Below are 20,340 nucleotides of genomic sequence, written 5' to 3'. Positions count from 1 at the left end.
TTCCTATTTTTGATTCAATAAATGAAGGATTTGAGCTTTTAACATATTGATCGCAATACGGTTTTTGCCGCCGCGAGGAATAACAATATCCGCATATTGTTTAGAGGGCTCAATAAATTGTAAGAACATTGGGCGCACGGTTGCACGATATTGATCAATAACCGATTGTAGGGAACGACCGCGTTCTTCCATATCGCGTTGTAAACGACGAATAAAACAAATGTCTAATGGTGTGTCTACGAATACGGAAATATCAGCAAGTTGACGAACGCGTTCATCAGTAAGCAGTAAAATCCCTTCTAAAATCACAATACGTTTTGGTGTGAATGCTGTGGTTTCACCCGTACGAGTATGCTCAACATAGCTATAAACAGGCACATCAACCGCTTTTCCTGATTTTAAATCTTTTAAATGTTGAATGAGCAAATCGCGATCCATTGAGCTTGGATGGTCATAATTTGTTTTTATGCGTTCGCTCATTTCTAAATGGCTTTGATCTTTGTAGTAACTGTCTTCGGCAATAATTCCAATTTCTTGGCAGCCTAATTCATTACAGAGTTCTTTGTGAACGGTAGAAGCGATAGAACTTTTGCCTGATGCGGATGCGCCAGTGATGGCGATGATGATACAAGAATCTGACATAATTGTGTTTTGATGTAAGGGACATTTCGGCAATTATAAGTAAAAGTGCGGTGAATTTCACGTTTATTTTTTCACTTGAATTTTAAAAAGTGTGAACTTCATCACGGTATTATTCGCCTTTTTCACGTAGGATTCGTGCCATTCTATCCAATAAGGAGTATTTATTATGAAGTTCAACAAAATTTCTCTTTCTGTTTCTGCCGCACTTTTAGCTGCAGGCTTGGCTATTTCTGGTTCTGCTAACGCTAAAGGTCGTTTAGTTGTGTACTGTAGTGCAACCAATATTTTGTGCGAAACCACCACAAAAGCATTTGGCGAAAAATATGATGTGAAAACATCCTTTATTCGTAATGGTTCAGGCAGTACTTTTGCTAAAGTTGAAGCTGAAAAAAATAACCCTCAAGCGGATGTTTGGTTCGGTGGTACTTTTGATCCTCAAGCTCAAGCTGCAGAATTAGGGTTAATTGAGCCTTATAAGTCTAAACACATTGATGAAATTGTGGAACGTTTCCGTGATCCTGCGAAAACGAAAGGTCACTATGTTTCCTCAATTTATATGGGGATCTTAGGTTTTGGTGTGAATACTGAACGTTTGGCAAAATTAGGCGTTAAAGAAGTGCCGAAATGCTGGAAAGACCTAACAGATCCACGCTTAAAAGGCGAAGTTCAAATTGCAGACCCTCAAAGTGCGGGTACCGCTTACACAGCATTGGCAACTTTCGTTCAATTATGGGGCGAAAAAGAGGCATTCGATTTCCTAAAAGCCTTGCATCCTAATGTTTCTCAATATACCAAATCGGGTATCACGCCATCACGTAACTCTGCGCGTGGCGAAGCGACAATTGGGGTAGGTTTCTTACATGATTATGCATTAGAAAAACGCAATGGTGCACCGTTAGAATTAGTCGTGCCTTGTGAAGGAACAGGTTATGAGTTAGGTGGCGTGAGTATCTTAAAAGGTGCGCGTAATATTGATAATGCAAAATTATTCGTCGATTGGGCTTTATCAAAAGAAGGTCAAGAATTAGCTTGGAAACAAGGGGATTCTTTACAAATCTTAACTAACACGACCGCAGAACAATCACCAACTGCATTTGATCCGAATAAACTTAAATTGATCAATTATGACTTTGAAAAATACGGTGCAACAGAACAACGTAAAGCCTTAATTGAAAAATGGGTTCAAGAAGTTAAATTAGCGAAATAGCGCTGAATAAGTGCGGCAAAAAATACTGAAGTTTTTGACCGCACTTTTTCGTATTTTTAATGTGATTTCGTTTTCCCTCTAAGAGATTGCAAAATTTTCATTCATAAGGGAGTTATAATCAGATGAAACTATCAAAAATCGCAGTAACCTTGTCGGGTGTGATGCTAAGTGGATTGGTGTTAAGTAATCCATCTTTTGCAAAAGGACGTCTAGTCATTTATTGCAGCGCGCAAAATACGATGTGCGAGCAAGAAGCGATGGCATTTGAGAAAAAATTTGATGTTAAAACAAGTTTTATTCGTGGTGGCACGGGAACCATTTTAGCGAAAATTGATGCTGAAAAAGATAATCCACAAGGCGATGTTTGGTATGGTGGAACGATGGATCCTCATTCTCAAGCAGGGGAAATGGGCTTACTGGAGCCTTATAAATCATCCAATCTTCCTCAGATCGTAGAAAAATTCCGTGATCCAGCCAAAATGAAAGGGAATTATTCTTCGGCGATTTATTTAGGCGTGTTAGGTTTTGGGGTAAATCCAGAACGTTTGAAAAAATTGAATTTACCTATTCCAAAATGCTGGAAGGATTTAGCTAACCCAATTTACAAAAATGAAATTCAAGCCGCAGATCCACAAAGTTCTGGTACAGGTTACACTCAGCTAGCCACTTATATGCAACTTTGGGGAGAAGACGAGGCGTTTAAATTCTTAAAAGAGTTGAATAAAAACGTATCGCAATATACCAAATCTGGTAATACGGCAACACGTAATACAGCGCGTGGAGAAACGGCAATTGGTATTGGTTTCTTACATGAATATTCTTTAGAAAAAGCGAAAGGCGCACCAGTAGAATTAGTTGTACCTTGTGAAGGTACTGGTTATGAAATTGGCGGTGTGAGTGTCATTAAAGGTGCGCGTAATTTAGATAATGCGAAACTTTTTGTTGATTGGGCATTATCCAAAGAGGCGCAAGAATTAACTTGGCAAAAAGGTGAGGCGTATTCCATTTTAACGAACACCACCGCACAACAATCGCCTTATGCGTTAGATTTTAAATCTATTAATTTAATTAACTATGATTTTGATAAATACGGTGCGACTGATTTACGTAAACGCTTAATCACAAAATGGGTTGATGAAGTAAAATTAGCCAAATAATGATGTCACTAACGAAGTGATATGTCGCATATCGCTTCGTTTTTTTACCTTATGCGAGGTTGTATGAACGCAAAAAAACTTTCCATAATGCATTCTGCTTATTTTTGGATTATTTTATCCTTATTGGCGTTTGCGCTTCTGCCTTCCAATGCTCTTGATTACGGTTTGTTTGAAAGTACTTCAGATGAATATTTAGATGCAATGGGATGGTCTTCTTTCAATTTAACTTGGGCTTGGTTCCTGCCTGTTATTGTGTATGGTGCTTTGCCGTTATTTAGATTGCCACAGCAAACCCAAGCAAAAACAGAGCTATGTTTGACCGCACTTTCTGTATTGTTTATGTTTATCAGTGCGACGGTGTGTAAAATCAGCATGGGCTATTCTGTGATTGTGTTACTTGTGGGATATACCGCATTAGCAACACTTTCATTAGCAAAACTAAAAGTGATGCAAGGTGATAAATTTATCATCGCTTCTTTACTTTGTATTATTTTGCTTATTTTCTTTTTTATCGTTTATCCAACATTGGCGATTTTCGTTTCAATGTTTTATGACGGAGACACGTTTGCGCCACAACAAGTGATGCGTATTTTAACGCAGAGCTATATTGTTCGCGTAATTACCAATTCTCTTTTCTTATCGGGCTTTGTGGGCGTAGTGTCTACTGTATTTGGTTTAGCCTTTGCGCTTTATACCACGCGTATCGCTCGTAGAACAGCATTTATCGGAAAAATTTTCTCTATTTTGCCAATTGTTACGCCACCATTTGTTGTGGGATTAGGGGTAACTTTGATGCTTGGCCGTTCTGGTTATGTAACCGAATTTTTAAGTACGAATTTTGGTTTCACCAATCATAACTGGCTGTATGGTTTTAATGGGATTGCGATTGCTCAAATTCTCGCATTTGCTCCGATTTCTTTTATGATTTTAGATGGCGCATTGAAATCGGTACATCCTTCTATTGAAGAAGCCTCTTATACGTTACGAGCCAATCGCTATCAAACTTTTTATAACATTATTTTTCCATTGTTACGCCCAGCATTGGCGAACTCGTTTTTAATTGTATTTATCCAATCACTTGCAGATTTCAGTAACCCATTGGTATTGGGTGGTAGCTTTGATGTGATTGCAACACAGATCTATTTCTATATTGCTGGTTCACAATTAGATTACGCATCAGCAAGTACCTTAGGTTCAATATTATTAATTTTCTCTCTAGCGATTTTTATCATTCAATACATTTGGATTGGTAACCGCTCTTATGTCACCGTTTCAGGTAAATCTTATCGTGGTGATGTGCAAGATCTTCCAACTGGTTTGAAATATACGATCATTGGTATGCTTGGATTCTGGGTCATCTTTAATATGGCGCTTTACGGAAGTATTTTCTACGGAAGCTTCACTGTAAACTGGGGTGTAGATTACACTTTAACCTTGAAAAACTATGCTATGTTGTTCGGGCAAGGATTAAGCGATGGAGCGTGGCCGTCACTAATCAATACCTTAATCTATGCAGGTATTGCCGCACCATTGACCGCATTCTTTGGATTATTGATTGCGTACATTGTGGTGCGTAAAGATTTCCAAGGTAAAAAATCCCTTGAGTTCTTAACTATGCTTTGTTTTGCCGTGCCAGGTACTGTGGCTGGGGTGTCTTACATTTTAGCCTTCAACAATGCACCGCTTTATATTACGGGTACTGGCATTATCGTGATTATTTCAATGGTTATGCGTGACTTACCAATCGGTATGCGAGCAGCGATTGCTGGTTTAGGACAGCTTGATAAATCTCTTGATGAAGCATCGCTTTCTTTAAAAGGGAGTTCGTGGAAAACCTTATGGTATATCGTGTTGCCATTATTAAAACCAGCATTGCTTTCAGCGCTTGTTACCAGCTTCGTTCGTGCAATGACGACGGTGAGCGCAATTATATTCTTAGTGACAGCAGATACTCGGGTTGCAACAGCTTATATCCTAAATCGCGTTGAAGATGGTGAATACGGTGTCGCTATTGCATACGGCTCAATCTTAATTGTTGTCATGATGGCAATTATTTTATTCTTCGACTGGATTGTAGGTGATACACGTATCTCTCGTTCTAAAGCGAAAAAAATGAATTAACTCGTTAAGTTGTAGGTAAATATTATGAGTAATAATGATTTCTTAGTATTAAAAAATATTACCAAAGCATTTGGTAAAGCGGTCGTCATTGATAATTTAGATTTAACGATCAAACGTGGCACGATGGTGACATTGTTAGGGCCGTCAGGTTGTGGCAAAACAACTGTATTGCGTTTGGTTGCTGGGTTAGAAAATCCAACATCAGGTCAAATATTTATTGATGGAGAAGACGTAACAAAATCTTCTATTCAAAATCGAGATATTTGTATTGTCTTCCAATCTTATGCTCTATTCCCTCATATGAGCATTGGCGATAATGTGGGCTACGGCTTAAAAATGCAAGGCATTGGCAAAGAAGAACGTGCTCAGCGTGTAAAAGAGGCTTTAGAATTGGTGGACTTAGCGGGTTTTGAAGACCGTTTTGTAGATCAAATTTCAGGTGGTCAACAACAACGTGTTGCATTGGCTCGTGCTTTGGTATTGAAACCAAAAGTCCTATTGTTTGATGAACCATTAAGTAATTTGGATGCAAACTTACGTCGTTCAATGCGTGAAAAAATCCGTGAATTGCAACAACGTTTAGGCATTACCTCGCTTTATGTGACACACGACCAAACAGAGGCATTTGCGGTATCTGATGAAGTTATTGTTATGCATAAAGGTAAAATTATGCAAAAAGCGCCAGCGAAAGAGCTTTATCTCCGACCAAATTCTTTGTTCTTAGCTAACTTTATGGGTGAATCCAGTATTTTCGATGGAATATTAGAAAATAGCGTGGTGGATGTTAATGGCTATCATGTACCTTTAAAAGACGCTGCACAGTTTAATTTACCCGATGGTGAATGTTTAGTAGGTATTCGCCCAGAAGCAATTTATCTTGCCGCAGAGGGCAGCGATGCTCAACGTTGTGAGATTAAAAGTGCGGTCTATATGGGCAACCATTGGGAAGTTGTCGCAAATTGGGCTGGAAAAGATTTATTGGTGAATTGTAAGCCAGAAGATTTTAATGCTGATTTAAAACAAGCTTATGTAAATTTATCTGATCACGGTATTTTCTTATTGAAGAAAGAGTAGTACAGCGCATAAAAAAGTGCGGTGAAATTTCACCGCACTTTTGTGATTACAATGAAGGGGAAGGATTTTCCCCTTTTTTATTTCTGTTATTAAATCGCCCAACCGCCAGCATAGAATGCAACGAGTACGATTGCAATAATCACAGTACCTACATTTAAGCGTTTAATATCGCCGCTCACGATTCTTCCAATCACTAATGCCGCAAAACCTAACATAATGCCTGTTACGATGTTAGCAGTAAGTACGATAAATACTGCGCAGATTAATCCGCTCATTGCGCCAACGAAATCATCGAAATCTAATTTGCTTACATTGCTTAACATTAATAAACCAACGTACATTAATGCTGGGGCAGTTGCGTATCCAGGCACTAAGAAAGCTAATGGTTGGAAGAAAAGCATTAATAGGAATAACACCCCAACAACGATTGCTGTAATACCAGTTTTACCGCCGGCAGCTGTTCCTGCTGCTGACTCAATGTAAACGGCAGCTGGTGCTGTACCGAATAAACCTGAGAATAAGCTACTGATTGAGTCTGAAGTTAAAGCTTTACCGCCATTGATAATTTGACCATCTTTATCAAGTAAGTCGGCTTGGCCTGCAACTGCGCGAATGGTACCCGTTGCATCAAATACGGCAGTCATCACCAAAGCAAATACGACAGGCAAGATTGCGGGTTGTAGTGCGCCCATAAAGTCTAATTGTAAGAAAAGAGAATTTTCACCAAAGGTTGGCATTTTGAAAATCTCTCCGCCAAATTTTACATTTGGATCAAAAATTAAACCTACGATAGTAATAGCAATGATTACCCATAAGATACCGCCTTTAATTTTCATTTTTTCAAGGCCGATAATGAGTGCTAAACCAATTAAGGACATCATTACTGGGAATGAAGAGAAATCGCCTAATTTTACTGGTAAGCCCGCTTGGTTGCTGACGACTAAAGCAACGCCATTTGCGGCAATTAAAAGTAAAAAGAGTCCGATACCAATGCCTGCCCCGTGAGCGATACTGGATGGTAAATTACGTAAAATCCATGCACGGATACCTGTGGCAGAAATTAAGGTAAACACAACCCCCATTAAGAATACTGCGCCTAGCGCAACAGGAATGGCGACCTTTTGACCGATTACTAAGCTAAATGCAGTGAAAGCTGTGAGAGAAATTGCACAACCAATTGCCATTGGTGCATTTGCCCATAAGCCGATTAAGATAGAGCCTAATCCTGCAACTAAACAGGTGGCAATAAAGACAGATTCCGCAGGAAAACTTGCAGCACCTAGCATATTGGGTACCACGATGACAGAATAAACCATTGCTAAGAACGTGGTTAAACCCGCGATAATTTCTTGACGAACAGTTGAACCACGTTGTTTGAGCTCAAATGTTTTTTCTAAAGTTGGCATAGTGTTCCTTGAAGTTAAGTAAAAAATTGGAAGTAATAAGGTGCGCTATTTTACATCATAAAAGCGATAAGTAAACGTTTGCGTGGGTTTTATTTAGGATAAAGTGCGGTCAAAATTATGAATAGTTATGAAATAATCTATTTGCTGATTTTCTATACAAATCAAACTGCGAGTCAGCAGAAAAACTGCTATACTTGTCGCGTTTTTTAACTTGATAAAATGAAGGAAACAAAATGGCTGATTTTAATCAAATTTTAACGCCAGGCGATGTAGATGCTGGCATTATCAATGTAGTAAATGAAATTCCAGAAGGTAGCTGCCATAAAATCGAATGGAATCGTAAAGTTGCGGCATTCCAGTTAGATCGTGTTGAGCCAGCAATTTTTGCAAAACCAACTAACTATGGCTTCATTCCACAAACTTTAGATGAAGATGGCGATGAGTTAGATGTATTATTAATCACTCGCCAACCATTAGCAACAGGTGTATTCCTTGAAGCTAAAGTAATTGGTGTCATGAAATTTGTTGATGATGGCGAAGTGGATGACAAAATCGTTTGTGTTCCTGCAGATGATCGTGATACAGGCAATGCGTACAATTCATTAGCAGATTTACCAGCAAACTTAATTAAACAAATTGAGTTCCATTTCAATAACTATAAAGCGCTTAAGAAACCTGGCTCAACGATAGTAACTCGTTGGGGCGACGTAGAAGAAGCGAAAGAAGTGATTCGTGAGTCTATTAAACGTTGGAATGAGCGTTAATTAATAAACACATTTGATTGTAAAAGTCCCTGATTCTTTGAGTCGGGGATTTTTTATAGTAAATTTCAGGAATTTAGATAACAAAAAAACACCTTTCGGTGCTTACTTTATTTTAAAGTGGTGGGTCGTGAAGGATTCGAACCTTCGACCAACGGATTAAAAGTCCGCTGCTCTACCGACTGAGCTAACGACCCAATTAGATGATTTTAAAATAAATTTTAAAATCTTTAGATTGGTGTTTAAATGGTGCCCGAAGCCAGACTTGAACTGGCACGCCTCGAAAGGCGAGGGATTTTAAATCCCTTGTGTCTACCGATTCCACCACTCGGGCAAATTGGAGCGGGAAACGAGGCTCGAACTCGCGACCCCGACCTTGGCAAGGTCGTGCTCTACCAACTGAGCTATTCCCGCATTTATCACTAATCAGCATTGCTGCTTGACAACGGGGCGTATTTTACGGTTTTATAGTCTTGTGTCAAATGAAAAAATAAAAAAAAACTTTGTTTGATTAAAAATAAGACAAAATAATAAAAGTACGGTAGAAAATACCGCACTTTATCTAGAATTAGAGTTTGAGGTCATCTAGTAGGCTACCTTTTGCTGCCTGTAAATATTGGATCATAGACCATACTGTTAAAATGGCTGCGATGTAAAGCAAGATTATAGCGGCAATTTCCATATAGTTATTGTAACGCCATAATAATCCGCCTAGAGCTAACATTTGGGCTGTTGTTTTCCATTTTCCCCACCAAGAGACAGCAACTTTACTACGCTCTCCGAGTTCAGCCATCCATTCACGTAATGCAGAAATTATAATTTCGCGAGAAATCATAATAATCGCAGGAATCGTAATCCAAAGAGAGTGTTGATATTCAACGATGAGAACTAAAGCTGCGACAACCATTACTTTATCCGCAACAGGATCTAAAAAAGCACCAAATCTTGTAGTTTGTTTCCATTTACGAGCCAAATAACCATCAAGCCAATCAGTAACACCGGCAATAAAGAATATGAATGTAGTAATAAAAGGGGAGGATTCGATAGGTAAATAAAATGCAATCACGAAAAACGGAATCAGGATTACACGAAACATCGTTAGGAAAATAGGAATATTAAATTTCATAGAAATGAGCCGCTCTTGGTGTTAGAGATACTCCTATTCTAAAGTATCTAAGAATATAAAAAAAGCCACATTATGTGGCTTTCTTGTAAATAATTATGGATTAAAGTTTATCAGCGTTTTGTTTTAAGTATTTTGCAACGCCTTCAGGGTTATCTTTCATCCCTTCTTTACCTTTTTCCCATTGAGCAGGGCAAACTTCACCATGATCTTCATGGAATTGCAATGCATCAACCATACGTAACATTTCATCGATGTTACGACCTAATGGAAGATCGTTTACTACTTGGTGACGAACGACGCCATTTTTGTCGATTAAGAATGAAGCGCGTAATGCAACGCCCGCTTCAGGATGTTCAATACCGTATGCTTGAGCAATTTCGTGTTTTACGTCCGCTGCTAATGCATATTTAACTTGGCCGATACCACCATTTTCAGTTGGGGTGTTACGCCATGCATTGTGAGTAAATTGAGAGTCGATAGAAACACCAACTACTTCTACGCCACGTTTTTTGAATTCTTCATAACGGTGGTCAAATGCGATTAACTCAGAAGGGCAAACAAAGGTAAAGTCTAATGGGTAGAAAAAGATTACTGCAGCTTTTCCAGCAATGTGTTTTTTAAAGTTGAAGTTATCAACGATTTCGCCATTGCCTAATACAGCAGATGAAGTAAAATCTGGTGCTTGACGGGTTACTAATACCATAGTCATAATTCCTATATAAAGTTAAGTTAAAGTTTTGCCACACAAAATAGCGGCGCGGTTCTATTTGAAACGCCGACATTTTATACTCGATTTTATCTATTAAAGCAATTAATCTTATCTAAAATAAGGTGGAAATATGCAACAACACAATCTCTCAACAACATTTGTCCATTCAGGGCGTAAAAAACGCTTTTCACAAGGATCCGTAAACCCCGTTTTACAGCGAGCTTCTTCATTAGTATTTGACAGTATTGAAGATAAAAAACACGCTACTCAACATAGAGCAAAAGGCGAATTATTTTATGGCAGAAGAGGGACGCTAACACATTTTGCTTTACAAGATTTAATGTGCGAAATGGAGGGAGGCGCAGGTTGTTATCTTTATCCTTGTGGTGCAGCAGCAGTAACTAATTCGATTCTTTCTTTTGTAAAAACTGGCGACCATGTGTTAATGAGTGGCGCAGCTTACGAGCCAACCCAAGATTTCTGTAATATTGTGCTGAAAAAAATGCAGATCGATACCACTTATTACGATCCTCTTATTGGTGCTGATATTGCAACACTTATTCAACTGAATACAAAAGTACTTTTTTTGGAGGCTCCGAGTTCTATCACAATGGAAATTCCAGATATTCCGACTATTGTGAAGGCAGCAAGAACGGTGAATCCTAACATTGTGATTATGATTGATAATACTTGGTCGGCAGGTGTTCTATTTAAAGCGTTAGAGCATGATATTGATATTTCTATTCAAGCGGGGACGAAATATTTAGTGGGTCATTCTGATATCATGATTGGTACTGCCGTTGCGAATGTGCGCACTTGGGATCAACTTAGAGAACATTCTTATTTAATGGGACAAATGGTAGATGCGGATTCTGCTTATACGACCGCTCGTGGTATTCGTACATTGGGTATACGATTAAAACAACATCAGGAAAGCAGTATTAAAGTAGCAAAATGGTTGAGTGAGCAACCAGAAGTAAAAACTGTGTACCATCCAGCCTTACCAAGTTGCCCTGGTCATGAATTCTTTTTACGAGACTTTAGTGGTAGCAGCGGCTTATTTTCTTTTGAATTAACTAAGCGATTGACATTGGAACAAGTCTCAAATTTCATGGATCATTTTCAACTTTTCACTATGGCTTATTCATGGGGAGGATTTGAGTCTTTAATTCTTTGTAATCAACCAGAAGAAATTGCACATATTCGTCCAAATATTAAACGTAACCTTACAGGTTCTTTAATTCGTGTGCATATTGGCTTTGAGGATGTAGATGAATTGATTGCAGATTTAAAAGCTGGATTTGAGCGAATTGCCTAAAAGTGCGGATAAAAAAATGCCTGTTTTACACAGGCATTTTTTATTAGGATTATTTTTGTTCTGACACTAAGCCAACTTTCGAACCGTCGGCAAAATGTACGGAAGTCCCGATAATGTCTACTTGGATATTTTTCCCTTGTTGCAAGTGTGGACGAATTTGAGAAAGCACAGCTTCTTCAGTTGTTGATAATGTTACTGTTTCGCTAGCTTTTGGTGCAATTGTTTTTCCAAATTGTAATGCTGGAAGATTTGCTACATAGAATGGTTGGTTATTTTCTTTATAAACAGTTAACCATTGCGCTTCTAAAATAGCTTTATCGCTTAAGTTTGTAATTTCATAAGTGATAGAAAACGATTTTAAATCATCTGTTACAGAAACATTCGTTACTTTTACATTCGCAACTTTTAGGAACTCTGTATTTGCTTGAGTGACTAAATCATCAGTTTTTACTTGAGGTTGTTGTACTGCTTGTTGAGCCGTTTGAGTAGTTTCTGTTGCTGCAGGTTTTTCTGCTACTTTTTCTTCTTTATCGTTACAAGCTGTTAATGCAATTGAACCTGCGATGATACTTGCAAAGAGAAAAGATTTATTAAATTTCATTGTAAATTCCTTCATTATATTTTGTTAGTTGAGTTGTACTCGTTTTTCAAGGGCTCAATTATAGCCCATGTGAGCCTTTATGACAGTCTTTTATTTTGAAAGTTCATAGAAGTTGTTTTATTATACTTTTCATTTTCCTTGATAAGTAGAGAAGTACAATGAAACATATTCATATCTTAGGTATTTGTGGCACCTTTATGGGCGGCGTGGCAATGATTGCTAAACAAATGGGCTATCACGTGACGGGTTCCGATACTAATGTTTACCCTCCAATGAGCACTTTTTTAGAAGAGCAAGGTATCGAGATTATTCCAAATTATGATGTTGCACAATTACAACCAGTGCCTGACATGGTAATCATTGGTAATGCGATGAAACGCGGTAATCCTTGTGTAGAATATGTGTTGGAAAATAATTTGAAATACACATCTGGTCCTCAATGGTTACATGATCATTTATTGCGCGATCGTTGGGTATTGGCAGTTTCTGGTACACATGGAAAGACAACTACAACAGGCATGTTAACGTGGATCTTAGAACAAAATGGCTTAAAACCAGGATTTTTAATCGGCGGAATTGCCGGTAATTTTGGCATTTCAGCTCGTTTAGGAGATAGCCCTTATTTTGTTATTGAAGCTGATGAATATGATACAGCTTTCTTTGATAAACGTTCGAAATTTGTCCATTATAATCCTCGTACACTTATCGTAAACAACATTAGTTTTGACCATGCAGATATTTTTGATGATCTCAAAGCGATCCAACGCCAATTTCATCATATGATTCGAACTATTCCGGCAAGTGGCTTGGTATTAAGTTCTGCGAGTGAACAAAGTGCAAAAGAAACGCTGGCATTGGGATGTTGGTCGCAACAACAATTTTTAGGCAAAGATAATGAGTGGTTTGCTGAACGTATTACAAATGATGCCTCACATTTTGCGGTCTTCCATCATGGTGAAAAAATGGCAGAAGTAAAATGGAATGTAGTCGGACAACATAATATGCATAATGCTTTAATGGCGATCGCTGCTGCTCATCATGCGGGTGTGGCTATTGAAGATGCGTGTAAAGCATTGGGATCTTTTGTAAATGCTAAACGTCGTTTAGAAGTAAAAGGCGAAGTTAATGGTATTACAGTTTATGATGATTTTGCTCATCATCCAGAGGCTATTCTTGCTACGCTAACCGCTTTACGAGATAAAGTGGGGGGTGGTGTGAGAATTCTTGCGGTGCTTGAACCTCGTTCTAACACAATGAAAATGGGCGTTCATAAAGATGAAATTGCGCCTGCACTTGGCCGAGCTGATGAAGTATTTATGCTTCAACCAGAACAACTTCCTTGGGAAGTGGCAGATATTGCAAATCAATGTGTACAACCTGCTTATTGGAACGCAAATTTAGATCGATTAGTCGATATGATTGTCGCTGAGGCTCAACCTACAGATCACATTTTGGTGATGTCTAACGGCAGTTTTGGTGGCATTCATCAAAAAATTCTTGATAAGCTTAAACAGAAATAATAAAAGTGCGGTTAATTTAGAAAATGTTTTTAAGTTGGCCGCATTTTTTATTGAGTTGACGTAATATTTATTTTTAATTTGTAATTTATAAAAGGAATCTTTGTAGAATGGCTGATCCACATATTAAATCACCGATGGATTTTTTAGATAATCTGACCGTCATTATTTATCGCTCTGGATTTTTGATAGCGGCGTTTTCTATTCTTGCCATGAGTTGGTATCCAGATTTATCGCTCACATTTATATTAATTGCGGCAACTTGCTGTGCCTCTTCATTACATATTTATCTCAAATCCTTCCGATTACTTTTTCAATTTGCTACTTGGATAGGATTACTTTTTTATATTAATCATTATCCCGCTTTAGCCCTTGGCGGTGCGTTACTTACTTTAGGTGGTTTGTGTTTTAAAGAATATTTTTGTTTCCGCGTACCTTTGCTAAATTTACAGCCGATATTTGTGACTTGCTTGTGGTTTTCATGGGTGTTAAATAATCTTATCGCATTACGCATTTTTTCTATTATTTCTGGTGTATTACTTTTAGTTTTAGCGATACAAAAATGGCGAATGCCTTTGCATTTTGATATTGGAGATAAAACAAAATATCAAATTTAGAAAAGAAAATGACCGCACTTTTATGTGCGGTCATTGTTTTTAGAATGGTTTATTTAGCTAAACATTCCATGTAACTATCTGCGGTAGATTGCAAGAATGTTGCATAAGAATTTTTGCCTAAATTGACTTTATCGCCAATTGGGTCGAGTTGTCCTACATTAACTTTAGTATTTTGAGCTAAAGATTCAATCACTTTCGGTGTAAATTGTGGTTCTGCGAATAAGCAATTTACTTTATGTTCTGCGATTTCTTCTTTAATGTGCGCTAAAGTTTTTGCACCTGGCGCAACTAATGGATTGATGGTGAAGTAACCCGTTTGTTTTAAACCATAAGCATCGTTGAAATAACCATAAGCATCGTGGAAAACGTAGAAACCTTTATTTTTAACGTTCGCAAGTTGTGCTGTGATTTTTTCACCTTGTTCTGCCAAAGTGCGGTTAAAATCTGAAAGATTTTGAGCAATCAAATCTTTTTTATCTGGGAATTGTGCAGTTAATTTATCCGCTACTTTTTGTGCAACAATTTTGCTGATAGCTGGAGAATACCAAACGTGCCAGTTTGTTGTTAAACCTTCGTCATGATCATGGTGATCGTGATCATGGTCGTGGTCGTGATGTTCATGCTCGTGCTTATGATCATGGCCGTGTTCATGTTCGTGTTTGTGTTCATGCTCATGCTCATGTTTATGATCGTGATCGCCATCTTCATGGAAATGCTCGTGGTGAGCTTTACTTAATAAAGGTTCAACATCCGCAAGATCGGCAATGGTAATCACTTTTTTACGTTCAATTTGGCTAATTGGTTTGTCTAAGAATGAATCAACGTCTTCACCAATCCATACAACTAAATCTGCAGATTTTACTTTTTGAATATCAGATAATTTCAAATTGTAGTCATGCGGAGAGGCGCCTGCAGGAACAAGGACTTGTGTACCGGTTACGCCATCAGCAATAGATGAAACAATAAAACCTAAAGGTTTTACTGAGGCTAATACATCGGCATTCGCCATCATTGGCGCACTTAAAAGTGCGGCAGAAACGGCGCTAATTTTTAAAAGTTTTTTCATATTTCTGTTTCCTTACTTGTTGGTAATAATTCTCAAAGGGAAAAAGAGTACGCCTTTTTATATAAATTGCAACGATTTTATAGAGCACGCGAGGGAAAATTTTTCAATTTCAAAGTAAATAGGTTTCATTCGATAAAAAATGCACATTGATGGTCAATGTGCATTTTCAAGAGGTGATTAAGATTTTTTCTTTAGTAATTTATCTATTACACGAGAAACGGCAAAAAAACCAAAAGTTGCCGTAATCATCGTGGCTGCACCAAAACCATTTGCGCAATTCATTGTGGCAGAAATAGAACAGCCTTCAGTCATTTGTGGGAATATTAGAGGTTGTGTTGAAAATACCGCATCGATACTAAATTTACGCTTTGGATTTTGGCTGAAATTATAATCCTTGCGTAAAACTGACCGCACTTTGGCGAGGAGCGGATCTTGAATGGTTTTACTGAGATCGGCAATTTGAATTTGGGTTGGATCAGTTTGACCGCCAGCACCGCCAATAGTAATTACATTAATTTTGTTACGTTTACAATAAGCAATCAGCGACGCTTTAGTTTTCACATTGTCAATGGCATCAATGACATAGTCATAGCCTCGGTTGAGATAATCCGATTGATTATCTGGCGAGATAAAATCATCAATAATATTGACGGTACATTCTGGGTTAATTAATTTTACTCGCTCTGACATGATTTCAGTTTTTAATTTGCCGATTGTGCCGCTCATCGCAGGAAGTTGGCGATTGATATTCGTGACGCAAATATCATCCATATCAATCAATGTTAGTTCACCAACGCCTGAACGTGCTAAGGCCTCTACGACCCAAGAACCCACGCCTCCAATGCCTATTACGCAAATATGGGCTTGGCGTAAGTGCGCGAGTCCATCAGGCGTATAAAGTCGACCGATACCGCCAAATCGCTGTTCATAATTGTCCACTGGAGCCATTATTGCAACACCCATACTCGGCCATAGTGTTTTGATAATCCTGCAATATGGCCTGCTTGATCACCAATGCCGCGATATAAGTCAAAGTGGTGGCCTTTCACCGCACCGCCCACATCAAGAGCAACCATTAAATGTAATTTGTGTGTACCAAGCCAGTTTCCGTTATTATCAATGTCAGGCACTTCGACTAAAAGAACAGTACCAGATGGTACAACGCTACGATCTGATGCTACTGAAGCCATTGGTACAAGTGGTACGCCTGCAGAACCTTTTACTTTGCCACTCGGATCATTTTTGAAGAATACATAAGAAGAATTACGTTCTAACAAACTTTGTACGCGAGAAGGATTACGATTACCCCATTCACGAATTGCTTGGATAGACATTTTCTCTTTTGGTACTTCCCCATCTTCAACTAATAAACGGCCAACAGCGGTATAAGGAAAGCCGTTTTGTCCTGCATAAGCGAAGTAATTAAGGTTGCCATCACCAAAATCTACATAACCGCTGCCTTGTACCCCAAGTAAGAAGTTTTCTAACATGGAATCACTATACGCTAATTCTAATCCTTGCCCCGCTAATGCACCGGCATAGATTTGCGCACGGCTAAAACGTTTATTTGCTGGCATACGATAAATTGGATTTTGGAATTGACCTTGCGGTGAACGGCGTGCATGAAGGACAGGAGAGTAGTAGCCTGTCATCAAAACATTTTGATATCCATCGAATCCACGCATAATTTGCGGGTGAATGCCAAATTTAGAAAGCTCACTTACATTGGCGCCAGAAAGTACCCAATTCGTAATTTTTTCATAGTTGCCATAGAAACGATCGGATAGTTTGCTTGAATAACTTTGTACATTTGAAAGTTGAGTTAAAAAATCGCCCTGATTAATGACCGCACTTTGGTTTTCGACTTGAGAAACTGGCATAAACACAGCTTGTTGATAATTACGACCCGAATATTTTGCACCAAATTGTTGAGGATCGCTGCCATTTGAGGTGGTGGGAATTTGAGTTTTTGTTGTATTAGAAGAACCACAGGCAACTAAAAGTGCGGTTGTCACTGCAATAGAAAATGTTTTTAATGAGAAAAATTTTCGAACTGACATTTTTAATCCTAAGTAAGCTTAAATAAGGCTGTATACGCTATCAAAAATCCTTAAAAACGACCAGTGTTATTTAGTCAAGCTGATTAATAAAAACTCACATTGAACATTTTATTAACAAATGAAACATAAACTTTTGTTTAATTCTTGCAAAAAAATATTAATAGCGTATAGTGCACCACATCAGACGCGGGGTGGAGCAGCTTGGTAGCTCGTCGGGCTCATAACCCGAAGGCCGTCGGTTCAAATCCGGCCCCCGCAACCAACAAATTCTAAAGCCCTGATTTAAGAAAATCAGGGCTTTTCTCTTTGCGGTTGAACACGCTATGATGATCTCCATTAGATCATCTTTTTCTATGCTATAATCCCTCAAAATTTTCAAAACCGGTACCTAAATGAAACAATTATTTGCAACGACTTCTCGTGGCTTTGAAGAATTATTAAAAGTTGAACTCACTGAACTTGGCGCACAAGAGGCAAAAGTGGTTCAAGGTGGCGTTCATTATCAAGCTGATGACGAAACTTTATACCGCACTTTGCTTTGGTCACGCCTTGCTTCACGCATTTTATTTCCTTTGATTGAAACCAAGGTTTACAGTGATTTGGATCTTTATGCGGCTGTTTCAGGCTTTAATTGGTTAGCGCAATTTGATGAACGAATTACATTCTTTGTAAATTTTAATGGAACCAACCAAGAAATTCGTCATACTCAATTTGGTGCGATGCGCGTTAAAGATGGAATTGTCGATTACTTTGAACGTCAAGGTAAAACTCGCCCTGATGTAGATAAAATTCAGCCGGACGTACGTATTCATGCTTATTTGAATCGTGAAAATTTAGTGATTTCTTTAGATTTAAGTGGGGAAGCATTACATTTGCGAGGCTATCGTGAAGATGCAGGTCAAGCGCCTTTACGTGAAACTCTAGCGGCGGCGATTGTTATGCGTTCAGGTTGGCAAGCGGGTTCTCCATTAGTAGATCCAATGTGTGGTTCTGGCACGCTTTTAATTGAAGCGGCACAAATGGAAGCTAAAATTGCGCCGCAACTTTATCGTTTACATTGGGGATTTGATTTTTGGAAAGCGCATAATCAATTGGCTTGGGAAAAAGTAAAAAATGAAGCGATTGAATTAGCAGAAGAAAAACAAAGTGAAATTCAACCGTACTTTTATGGATTTGACCTCGATCACCGCGTATTAAAAAAGGCGCAGAAGAATGCACAAAATGCAGGTGTTTCACATTTAATTAAATGGCAACAAGGTGATGTTGCAGCGTTGAAAAATCCTAGCGTAAATGGAGTTGGTACGGTTATCTGTAATCCACCTTATGGGGAACGTTTAGGAACAACACCAGCTTTAATCGCGCTCTATTCTGTATTTGGGCAACGACTTAAAAAAGAATTTTGCGGTTGGAATGTTTCTGTTTTTAGTAGCGAATCCACATTGCTTGATTGTTTGAGAATGCGTGCCAGCCGACAGTTTAAAGCAAAAAATGGCCCACTAGATTGTGTGCAGAAGAATTATCAAGTTTCAGAACGAAAATCTGATGAAATTACAGCTGAAAATGAACTAGAATTTAACCGCACTTCGGAGGTGGCAACCGATTTTGCTAATCGATTACAAAAAAATATTAAGAAAATTAGTAAATGGGCAAAGCAACAAGGATTAGACGCTTATCGTTTATATGATGCCGATTTACCTGAATATAATTTAGCCGTCGATCGTTATGCAGATTACATTGTTGTGCAAGAATATGCAGCGCCGAAAAATATTGATGAAAATAAAGCGCGTCAACGTTTATTAGATGCTGTTACTGCAACTTTGCACGTTACAGGTGTGGAAACGAATAAGCTAATCCTCAAAGTTCGTCAGAAACAAAAAGGTACCAACCAATATGAGAAATTAGCCAATAAAGGTGAATACTTTTATGTGAATGAATATGGCGTGAAACTTTGGGTAAATTTGACAGATTATTTAGACACTGGATTATTCTTAGATCACCGTTTAACAAGAAAAATGATTGGTGAGTTGGCAAAAGGTAAAGATTTCTTGAACTTATTTGCTTATACTGGTTCTGCAACTGTTCATGCGGCACTTGGTGGCGCTAAATCGACAACTACCGTTGATATGTCCAATACTTATCTTAATTGGGCGGAGCAAAATCTTATTTTGAATGATATTGAAGGTAAACAACATAAATTAATTCAAGCAGATTGCCTTCAATGGTTAGAAAAATGTGATCGTCAATTTGATTTGATATTTGTGGATCCACCGACGTTTTCGAATTCTAAACGTATGGAAGAGAGTTGGGATGTTCAACGAGATCATGTGAAATTGATGAGCAATCTAAAACGAGTTTTGTCGAATAATGGCACAATTGTTTTCTCGAATAATAAACGTGGATTCAAAATGAATTTAGTTGCGTTGGAAGAATTAGGTTTAAGTGCGGTAGAAATTTCGCATAAAACGTTACCGCTAGATTTTGAACGTAATAAACAAATTCATAATTGTTGGATGATTCAACATATATAATGATTTCCCAAGTTGTAAAAATAGTTGAAAAAATAGTGAATTTTAAACAAAGTGAATAAAAAACTATCGCTCAAACATTTTTTTTCAAAAAGTGCTAGACAAGGTTTTGTTAAATCATTAATATACGCCTCCGCAACGACGCAATAACGCGTTCGTAGCTCAGTTGGATAGAGCGTTGGCCTCCGGAGCCAAAGGTCGCAAGTTCGAATCTTGTCGAGCGCGCCAGGTCAGTGCAATAACAACTTTTAATGGTGGCTATAGCTCAGTTGGTAGAGCCCTGGATTGTGATTCCAGTTGTCGTGGGTTCGAATCCCATTAGCCACCCCATCTTATCTTTATAAGATCTGACGGCGAGTAGCGCAGCTTGGTAGCGCAACTGGTTTGGGACCAGTGGGTCGTAGGTTCAAATCCTATCTCGCCGACCACTTTA

The 20,340-nt window shown here is 38.3% G+C and carries 17 protein-coding genes and 7 tRNA genes; 13 read left to right on the top strand and 11 right to left on the bottom strand.

Annotated elements, in window-relative coordinates; all coding sequences use genetic code 11:
- Nucleotides 1-3: 3 nt before the first annotated feature.
- Nucleotides 4-642: a uridine kinase gene (gene udk / locus AAX15_RS05825; protein ID WP_046939516.1), complete on the bottom strand. Its 639-nt coding sequence runs from the start codon at nt 640-642 to the stop codon at nt 4-6.
- A gap of 166 nt (nt 643-808) precedes the next feature.
- On the opposite strand from udk, the gene AAX15_RS05820 reads away from it, so the two are divergent.
- From AAX15_RS05820 to fbpC, 4 genes are all read left to right on the top strand, one after another.
- Complete coding sequence (locus AAX15_RS05820) at nt 809-1,849, top strand: ABC transporter substrate-binding protein (protein WP_046939515.1); 1,041 nt, start codon at nt 809-811, stop codon at nt 1,847-1,849.
- A gap of 122 nt (nt 1,850-1,971) precedes the next feature.
- Nucleotides 1,972-3,006, top strand: coding sequence for an ABC transporter substrate-binding protein (locus AAX15_RS05815; RefSeq protein WP_005627956.1), 1,035 nt, complete (start codon nt 1,972-1,974; stop codon nt 3,004-3,006).
- 63 nt (nt 3,007-3,069) lie between these two features.
- Nucleotides 3,070-5,127 carry an ABC transporter permease gene (locus tag AAX15_RS05810; RefSeq protein WP_032825629.1) on the top strand — a complete coding sequence of 686 codons (2,058 nt, stop codon included), beginning with the start codon at nt 3,070-3,072 and terminating at the stop codon, nt 5,125-5,127.
- A gap of 24 nt (nt 5,128-5,151) precedes the next feature.
- Complete coding sequence (gene fbpC / locus AAX15_RS05805) at nt 5,152-6,201, top strand: ferric ABC transporter ATP-binding protein (protein ID WP_046939514.1); 1,050 nt, start codon at nt 5,152-5,154, stop codon at nt 6,199-6,201.
- 89 nt (nt 6,202-6,290) lie between these two features.
- Here fbpC and AAX15_RS05800 read toward each other — a convergent pair whose 3' ends face one another.
- The gene (locus AAX15_RS05800) at nt 6,291-7,607 is read right to left on the bottom strand and encodes an NCS2 family permease (protein ID WP_046939513.1); all 1,317 of its coding nucleotides are present in this window, start codon (nt 7,605-7,607) and stop codon (nt 6,291-6,293) included.
- 233 nt (nt 7,608-7,840) lie between these two features.
- On the opposite strand from AAX15_RS05800, the gene AAX15_RS05795 reads away from it, so the two are divergent.
- The gene (locus AAX15_RS05795) at nt 7,841-8,371 is read left to right on the top strand and encodes an inorganic diphosphatase (RefSeq protein WP_046939512.1); all 531 of its coding nucleotides are present in this window, start codon (nt 7,841-7,843) and stop codon (nt 8,369-8,371) included.
- A gap of 118 nt (nt 8,372-8,489) precedes the next feature.
- Here AAX15_RS05795 and AAX15_RS05790 read toward each other — a convergent pair.
- The 5 genes from AAX15_RS05790 to AAX15_RS05770 all read right to left on the bottom strand — a co-directional run bounded on the left by AAX15_RS05790 (nt 8,490) and on the right by AAX15_RS05770 (nt 10,197).
- Nucleotides 8,490-8,565 (bottom strand) — tRNA-Lys (locus tag AAX15_RS05790).
- Nucleotides 8,566-8,615: 50 nt separating this feature from the next.
- A tRNA-Leu gene (locus AAX15_RS05785) sits at nt 8,616-8,702 on the bottom strand.
- A gap of 4 nt (nt 8,703-8,706) precedes the next feature.
- Nucleotides 8,707-8,782: transfer RNA gene (locus AAX15_RS05780), tRNA-Gly, on the bottom strand.
- 154 nt (nt 8,783-8,936) lie between these two features.
- Nucleotides 8,937-9,494, bottom strand: coding sequence for a CDP-diacylglycerol--glycerol-3-phosphate 3-phosphatidyltransferase (gene pgsA / locus AAX15_RS05775; protein ID WP_005625600.1), 558 nt, complete (start codon nt 9,492-9,494; stop codon nt 8,937-8,939).
- A 100-nt stretch (nt 9,495-9,594) separates the two neighbouring features.
- Nucleotides 9,595-10,197: a peroxiredoxin C gene (locus tag AAX15_RS05770; protein ID WP_005625599.1), complete on the bottom strand. Its 603-nt coding sequence runs from the start codon at nt 10,195-10,197 to the stop codon at nt 9,595-9,597.
- A 136-nt stretch (nt 10,198-10,333) separates the two neighbouring features.
- Here AAX15_RS05770 and metC point away from each other — a divergent pair, with 136 nt between their 5' ends.
- Entirely contained in the window at nt 10,334-11,521 is a 1,188-nt protein-coding gene (metC, locus tag AAX15_RS05765; RefSeq protein WP_046939511.1) for a cystathionine beta-lyase, read from the top strand.
- A 49-nt stretch (nt 11,522-11,570) separates the two neighbouring features.
- Here the strand turns inward: metC and AAX15_RS05760 are convergent, their stop codons facing one another.
- Nucleotides 11,571-12,122 carry a hypothetical protein gene (locus AAX15_RS05760; protein WP_046939510.1) on the bottom strand — a complete coding sequence of 184 codons (552 nt, stop codon included), beginning with the start codon at nt 12,120-12,122 and terminating at the stop codon, nt 11,571-11,573.
- Between the two features lie 158 nt (nt 12,123-12,280).
- Here AAX15_RS05760 and mpl point away from each other — a divergent pair, with 158 nt between their 5' ends.
- Entirely contained in the window at nt 12,281-13,642 is a 1,362-nt protein-coding gene (mpl, locus tag AAX15_RS05755; protein WP_046939509.1) for a UDP-N-acetylmuramate:L-alanyl-gamma-D-glutamyl-meso-diaminopimelate ligase, read from the top strand.
- A 107-nt stretch (nt 13,643-13,749) separates the two neighbouring features.
- Entirely contained in the window at nt 13,750-14,256 is a 507-nt protein-coding gene (locus tag AAX15_RS05750) for a DUF2301 domain-containing membrane protein (protein ID WP_046939508.1), read from the top strand.
- A gap of 49 nt (nt 14,257-14,305) precedes the next feature.
- On the opposite strand, the gene znuA is transcribed toward AAX15_RS05750, so the two are convergent.
- The 3 genes from znuA to mltA form a co-directional block, all read right to left on the bottom strand.
- Nucleotides 14,306-15,322 carry a zinc ABC transporter substrate-binding protein ZnuA gene (znuA, locus tag AAX15_RS05745; protein WP_046939507.1) on the bottom strand — a complete coding sequence of 339 codons (1,017 nt, stop codon included), beginning with the start codon at nt 15,320-15,322 and terminating at the stop codon, nt 14,306-14,308.
- 177 nt (nt 15,323-15,499) lie between these two features.
- Complete coding sequence (tcdA, locus tag AAX15_RS05740) at nt 15,500-16,270, bottom strand: tRNA cyclic N6-threonylcarbamoyladenosine(37) synthase TcdA (protein ID WP_046939506.1); 771 nt, start codon at nt 16,268-16,270, stop codon at nt 15,500-15,502.
- Nucleotides 16,270-17,382, bottom strand: coding sequence for a murein transglycosylase A (mltA, locus tag AAX15_RS05735; RefSeq protein ID WP_046939505.1), 1,113 nt, complete (start codon nt 17,380-17,382; stop codon nt 16,270-16,272). The genes tcdA and mltA overlap by 1 nt, the downstream gene beginning before the upstream one ends.
- A gap of 185 nt (nt 17,383-17,567) precedes the next feature.
- Here mltA and AAX15_RS05730 point away from each other — a divergent pair.
- The 5 genes from AAX15_RS05730 (at nt 17,568) to AAX15_RS05710 (ending at nt 20,335) form a co-directional block, all read left to right on the top strand.
- A tRNA-Met gene (locus AAX15_RS05730) sits at nt 17,568-17,644 on the top strand.
- Nucleotides 17,645-17,774: 130 nt separating this feature from the next.
- Complete coding sequence (gene rlmKL, locus AAX15_RS05725; protein ID WP_046939504.1) at nt 17,775-19,910, top strand: bifunctional 23S rRNA (guanine(2069)-N(7))-methyltransferase RlmK/23S rRNA (guanine(2445)-N(2))-methyltransferase RlmL; 2,136 nt, start codon at nt 17,775-17,777, stop codon at nt 19,908-19,910.
- 148 nt (nt 19,911-20,058) lie between these two features.
- Nucleotides 20,059-20,135: transfer RNA gene (locus tag AAX15_RS05720), tRNA-Arg, on the top strand.
- A gap of 26 nt (nt 20,136-20,161) precedes the next feature.
- Nucleotides 20,162-20,237: transfer RNA gene (locus AAX15_RS05715), tRNA-His, on the top strand.
- Between the two features lie 21 nt (nt 20,238-20,258).
- Nucleotides 20,259-20,335 (top strand) — tRNA-Pro (locus AAX15_RS05710).
- Nucleotides 20,336-20,340: the final 5 nt, after the last annotated feature.

The sequence above is a fragment of the Haemophilus haemolyticus genome (genome assembly GCF_001008275.1).
GTDB lineage: Bacteria > Pseudomonadota > Gammaproteobacteria > Enterobacterales > Pasteurellaceae > Haemophilus > Haemophilus haemolyticus_P.
The sequence above is the reverse complement of the archived record's forward strand: the minus strand, read 5'-3'. Positions and strand labels throughout refer to the sequence as shown.

Excerpts from the sequence above, each read along its gene's own strand:
- udk (WP_046939516.1), bottom strand. The coding sequence starts at position 642 with ATGTCAGATTCTTGTATCATCATCGCCATCACTGGCGCATCCGCATCA.
- AAX15_RS05820 (WP_046939515.1), top strand. The coding sequence starts at position 809 with ATGAAGTTCAACAAAATTTCTCTTTCTGTTTCTGCCGCACTTTTAGCT.
- AAX15_RS05815 (WP_005627956.1), top strand. The coding sequence starts at position 1,972 with ATGAAACTATCAAAAATCGCAGTAACCTTGTCGGGTGTGATGCTAAGT.
- AAX15_RS05810 (WP_032825629.1), top strand. The coding sequence starts at position 3,070 with ATGAACGCAAAAAAACTTTCCATAATGCATTCTGCTTATTTTTGGATT.
- fbpC (WP_046939514.1), top strand. The coding sequence starts at position 5,152 with ATGAGTAATAATGATTTCTTAGTATTAAAAAATATTACCAAAGCATTT.
- AAX15_RS05800 (WP_046939513.1), bottom strand. The coding sequence starts at position 7,607 with ATGCCAACTTTAGAAAAAACATTTGAGCTCAAACAACGTGGTTCAACT.
- AAX15_RS05795 (WP_046939512.1), top strand. The coding sequence starts at position 7,841 with ATGGCTGATTTTAATCAAATTTTAACGCCAGGCGATGTAGATGCTGGC.
- pgsA (WP_005625600.1), bottom strand. The coding sequence starts at position 9,494 with ATGAAATTTAATATTCCTATTTTCCTAACGATGTTTCGTGTAATCCTG.
- AAX15_RS05770 (WP_005625599.1), bottom strand. The coding sequence starts at position 10,197 with ATGGTATTAGTAACCCGTCAAGCACCAGATTTTACTTCATCTGCTGTA.
- metC (WP_046939511.1), top strand. The coding sequence starts at position 10,334 with ATGCAACAACACAATCTCTCAACAACATTTGTCCATTCAGGGCGTAAA.
- AAX15_RS05760 (WP_046939510.1), bottom strand. The coding sequence starts at position 12,122 with ATGAAATTTAATAAATCTTTTCTCTTTGCAAGTATCATCGCAGGTTCA.
- mpl (WP_046939509.1), top strand. The coding sequence starts at position 12,281 with ATGAAACATATTCATATCTTAGGTATTTGTGGCACCTTTATGGGCGGC.
- AAX15_RS05750 (WP_046939508.1), top strand. The coding sequence starts at position 13,750 with ATGGCTGATCCACATATTAAATCACCGATGGATTTTTTAGATAATCTG.
- znuA (WP_046939507.1), bottom strand. The coding sequence starts at position 15,322 with ATGAAAAAACTTTTAAAAATTAGCGCCGTTTCTGCCGCACTTTTAAGT.
- tcdA (WP_046939506.1), bottom strand. The coding sequence starts at position 16,270 with ATGGCTCCAGTGGACAATTATGAACAGCGATTTGGCGGTATCGGTCGA.
- mltA (WP_046939505.1), bottom strand. The coding sequence starts at position 17,382 with ATGTCAGTTCGAAAATTTTTCTCATTAAAAACATTTTCTATTGCAGTG.
- rlmKL (WP_046939504.1), top strand. The coding sequence starts at position 17,775 with ATGAAACAATTATTTGCAACGACTTCTCGTGGCTTTGAAGAATTATTA.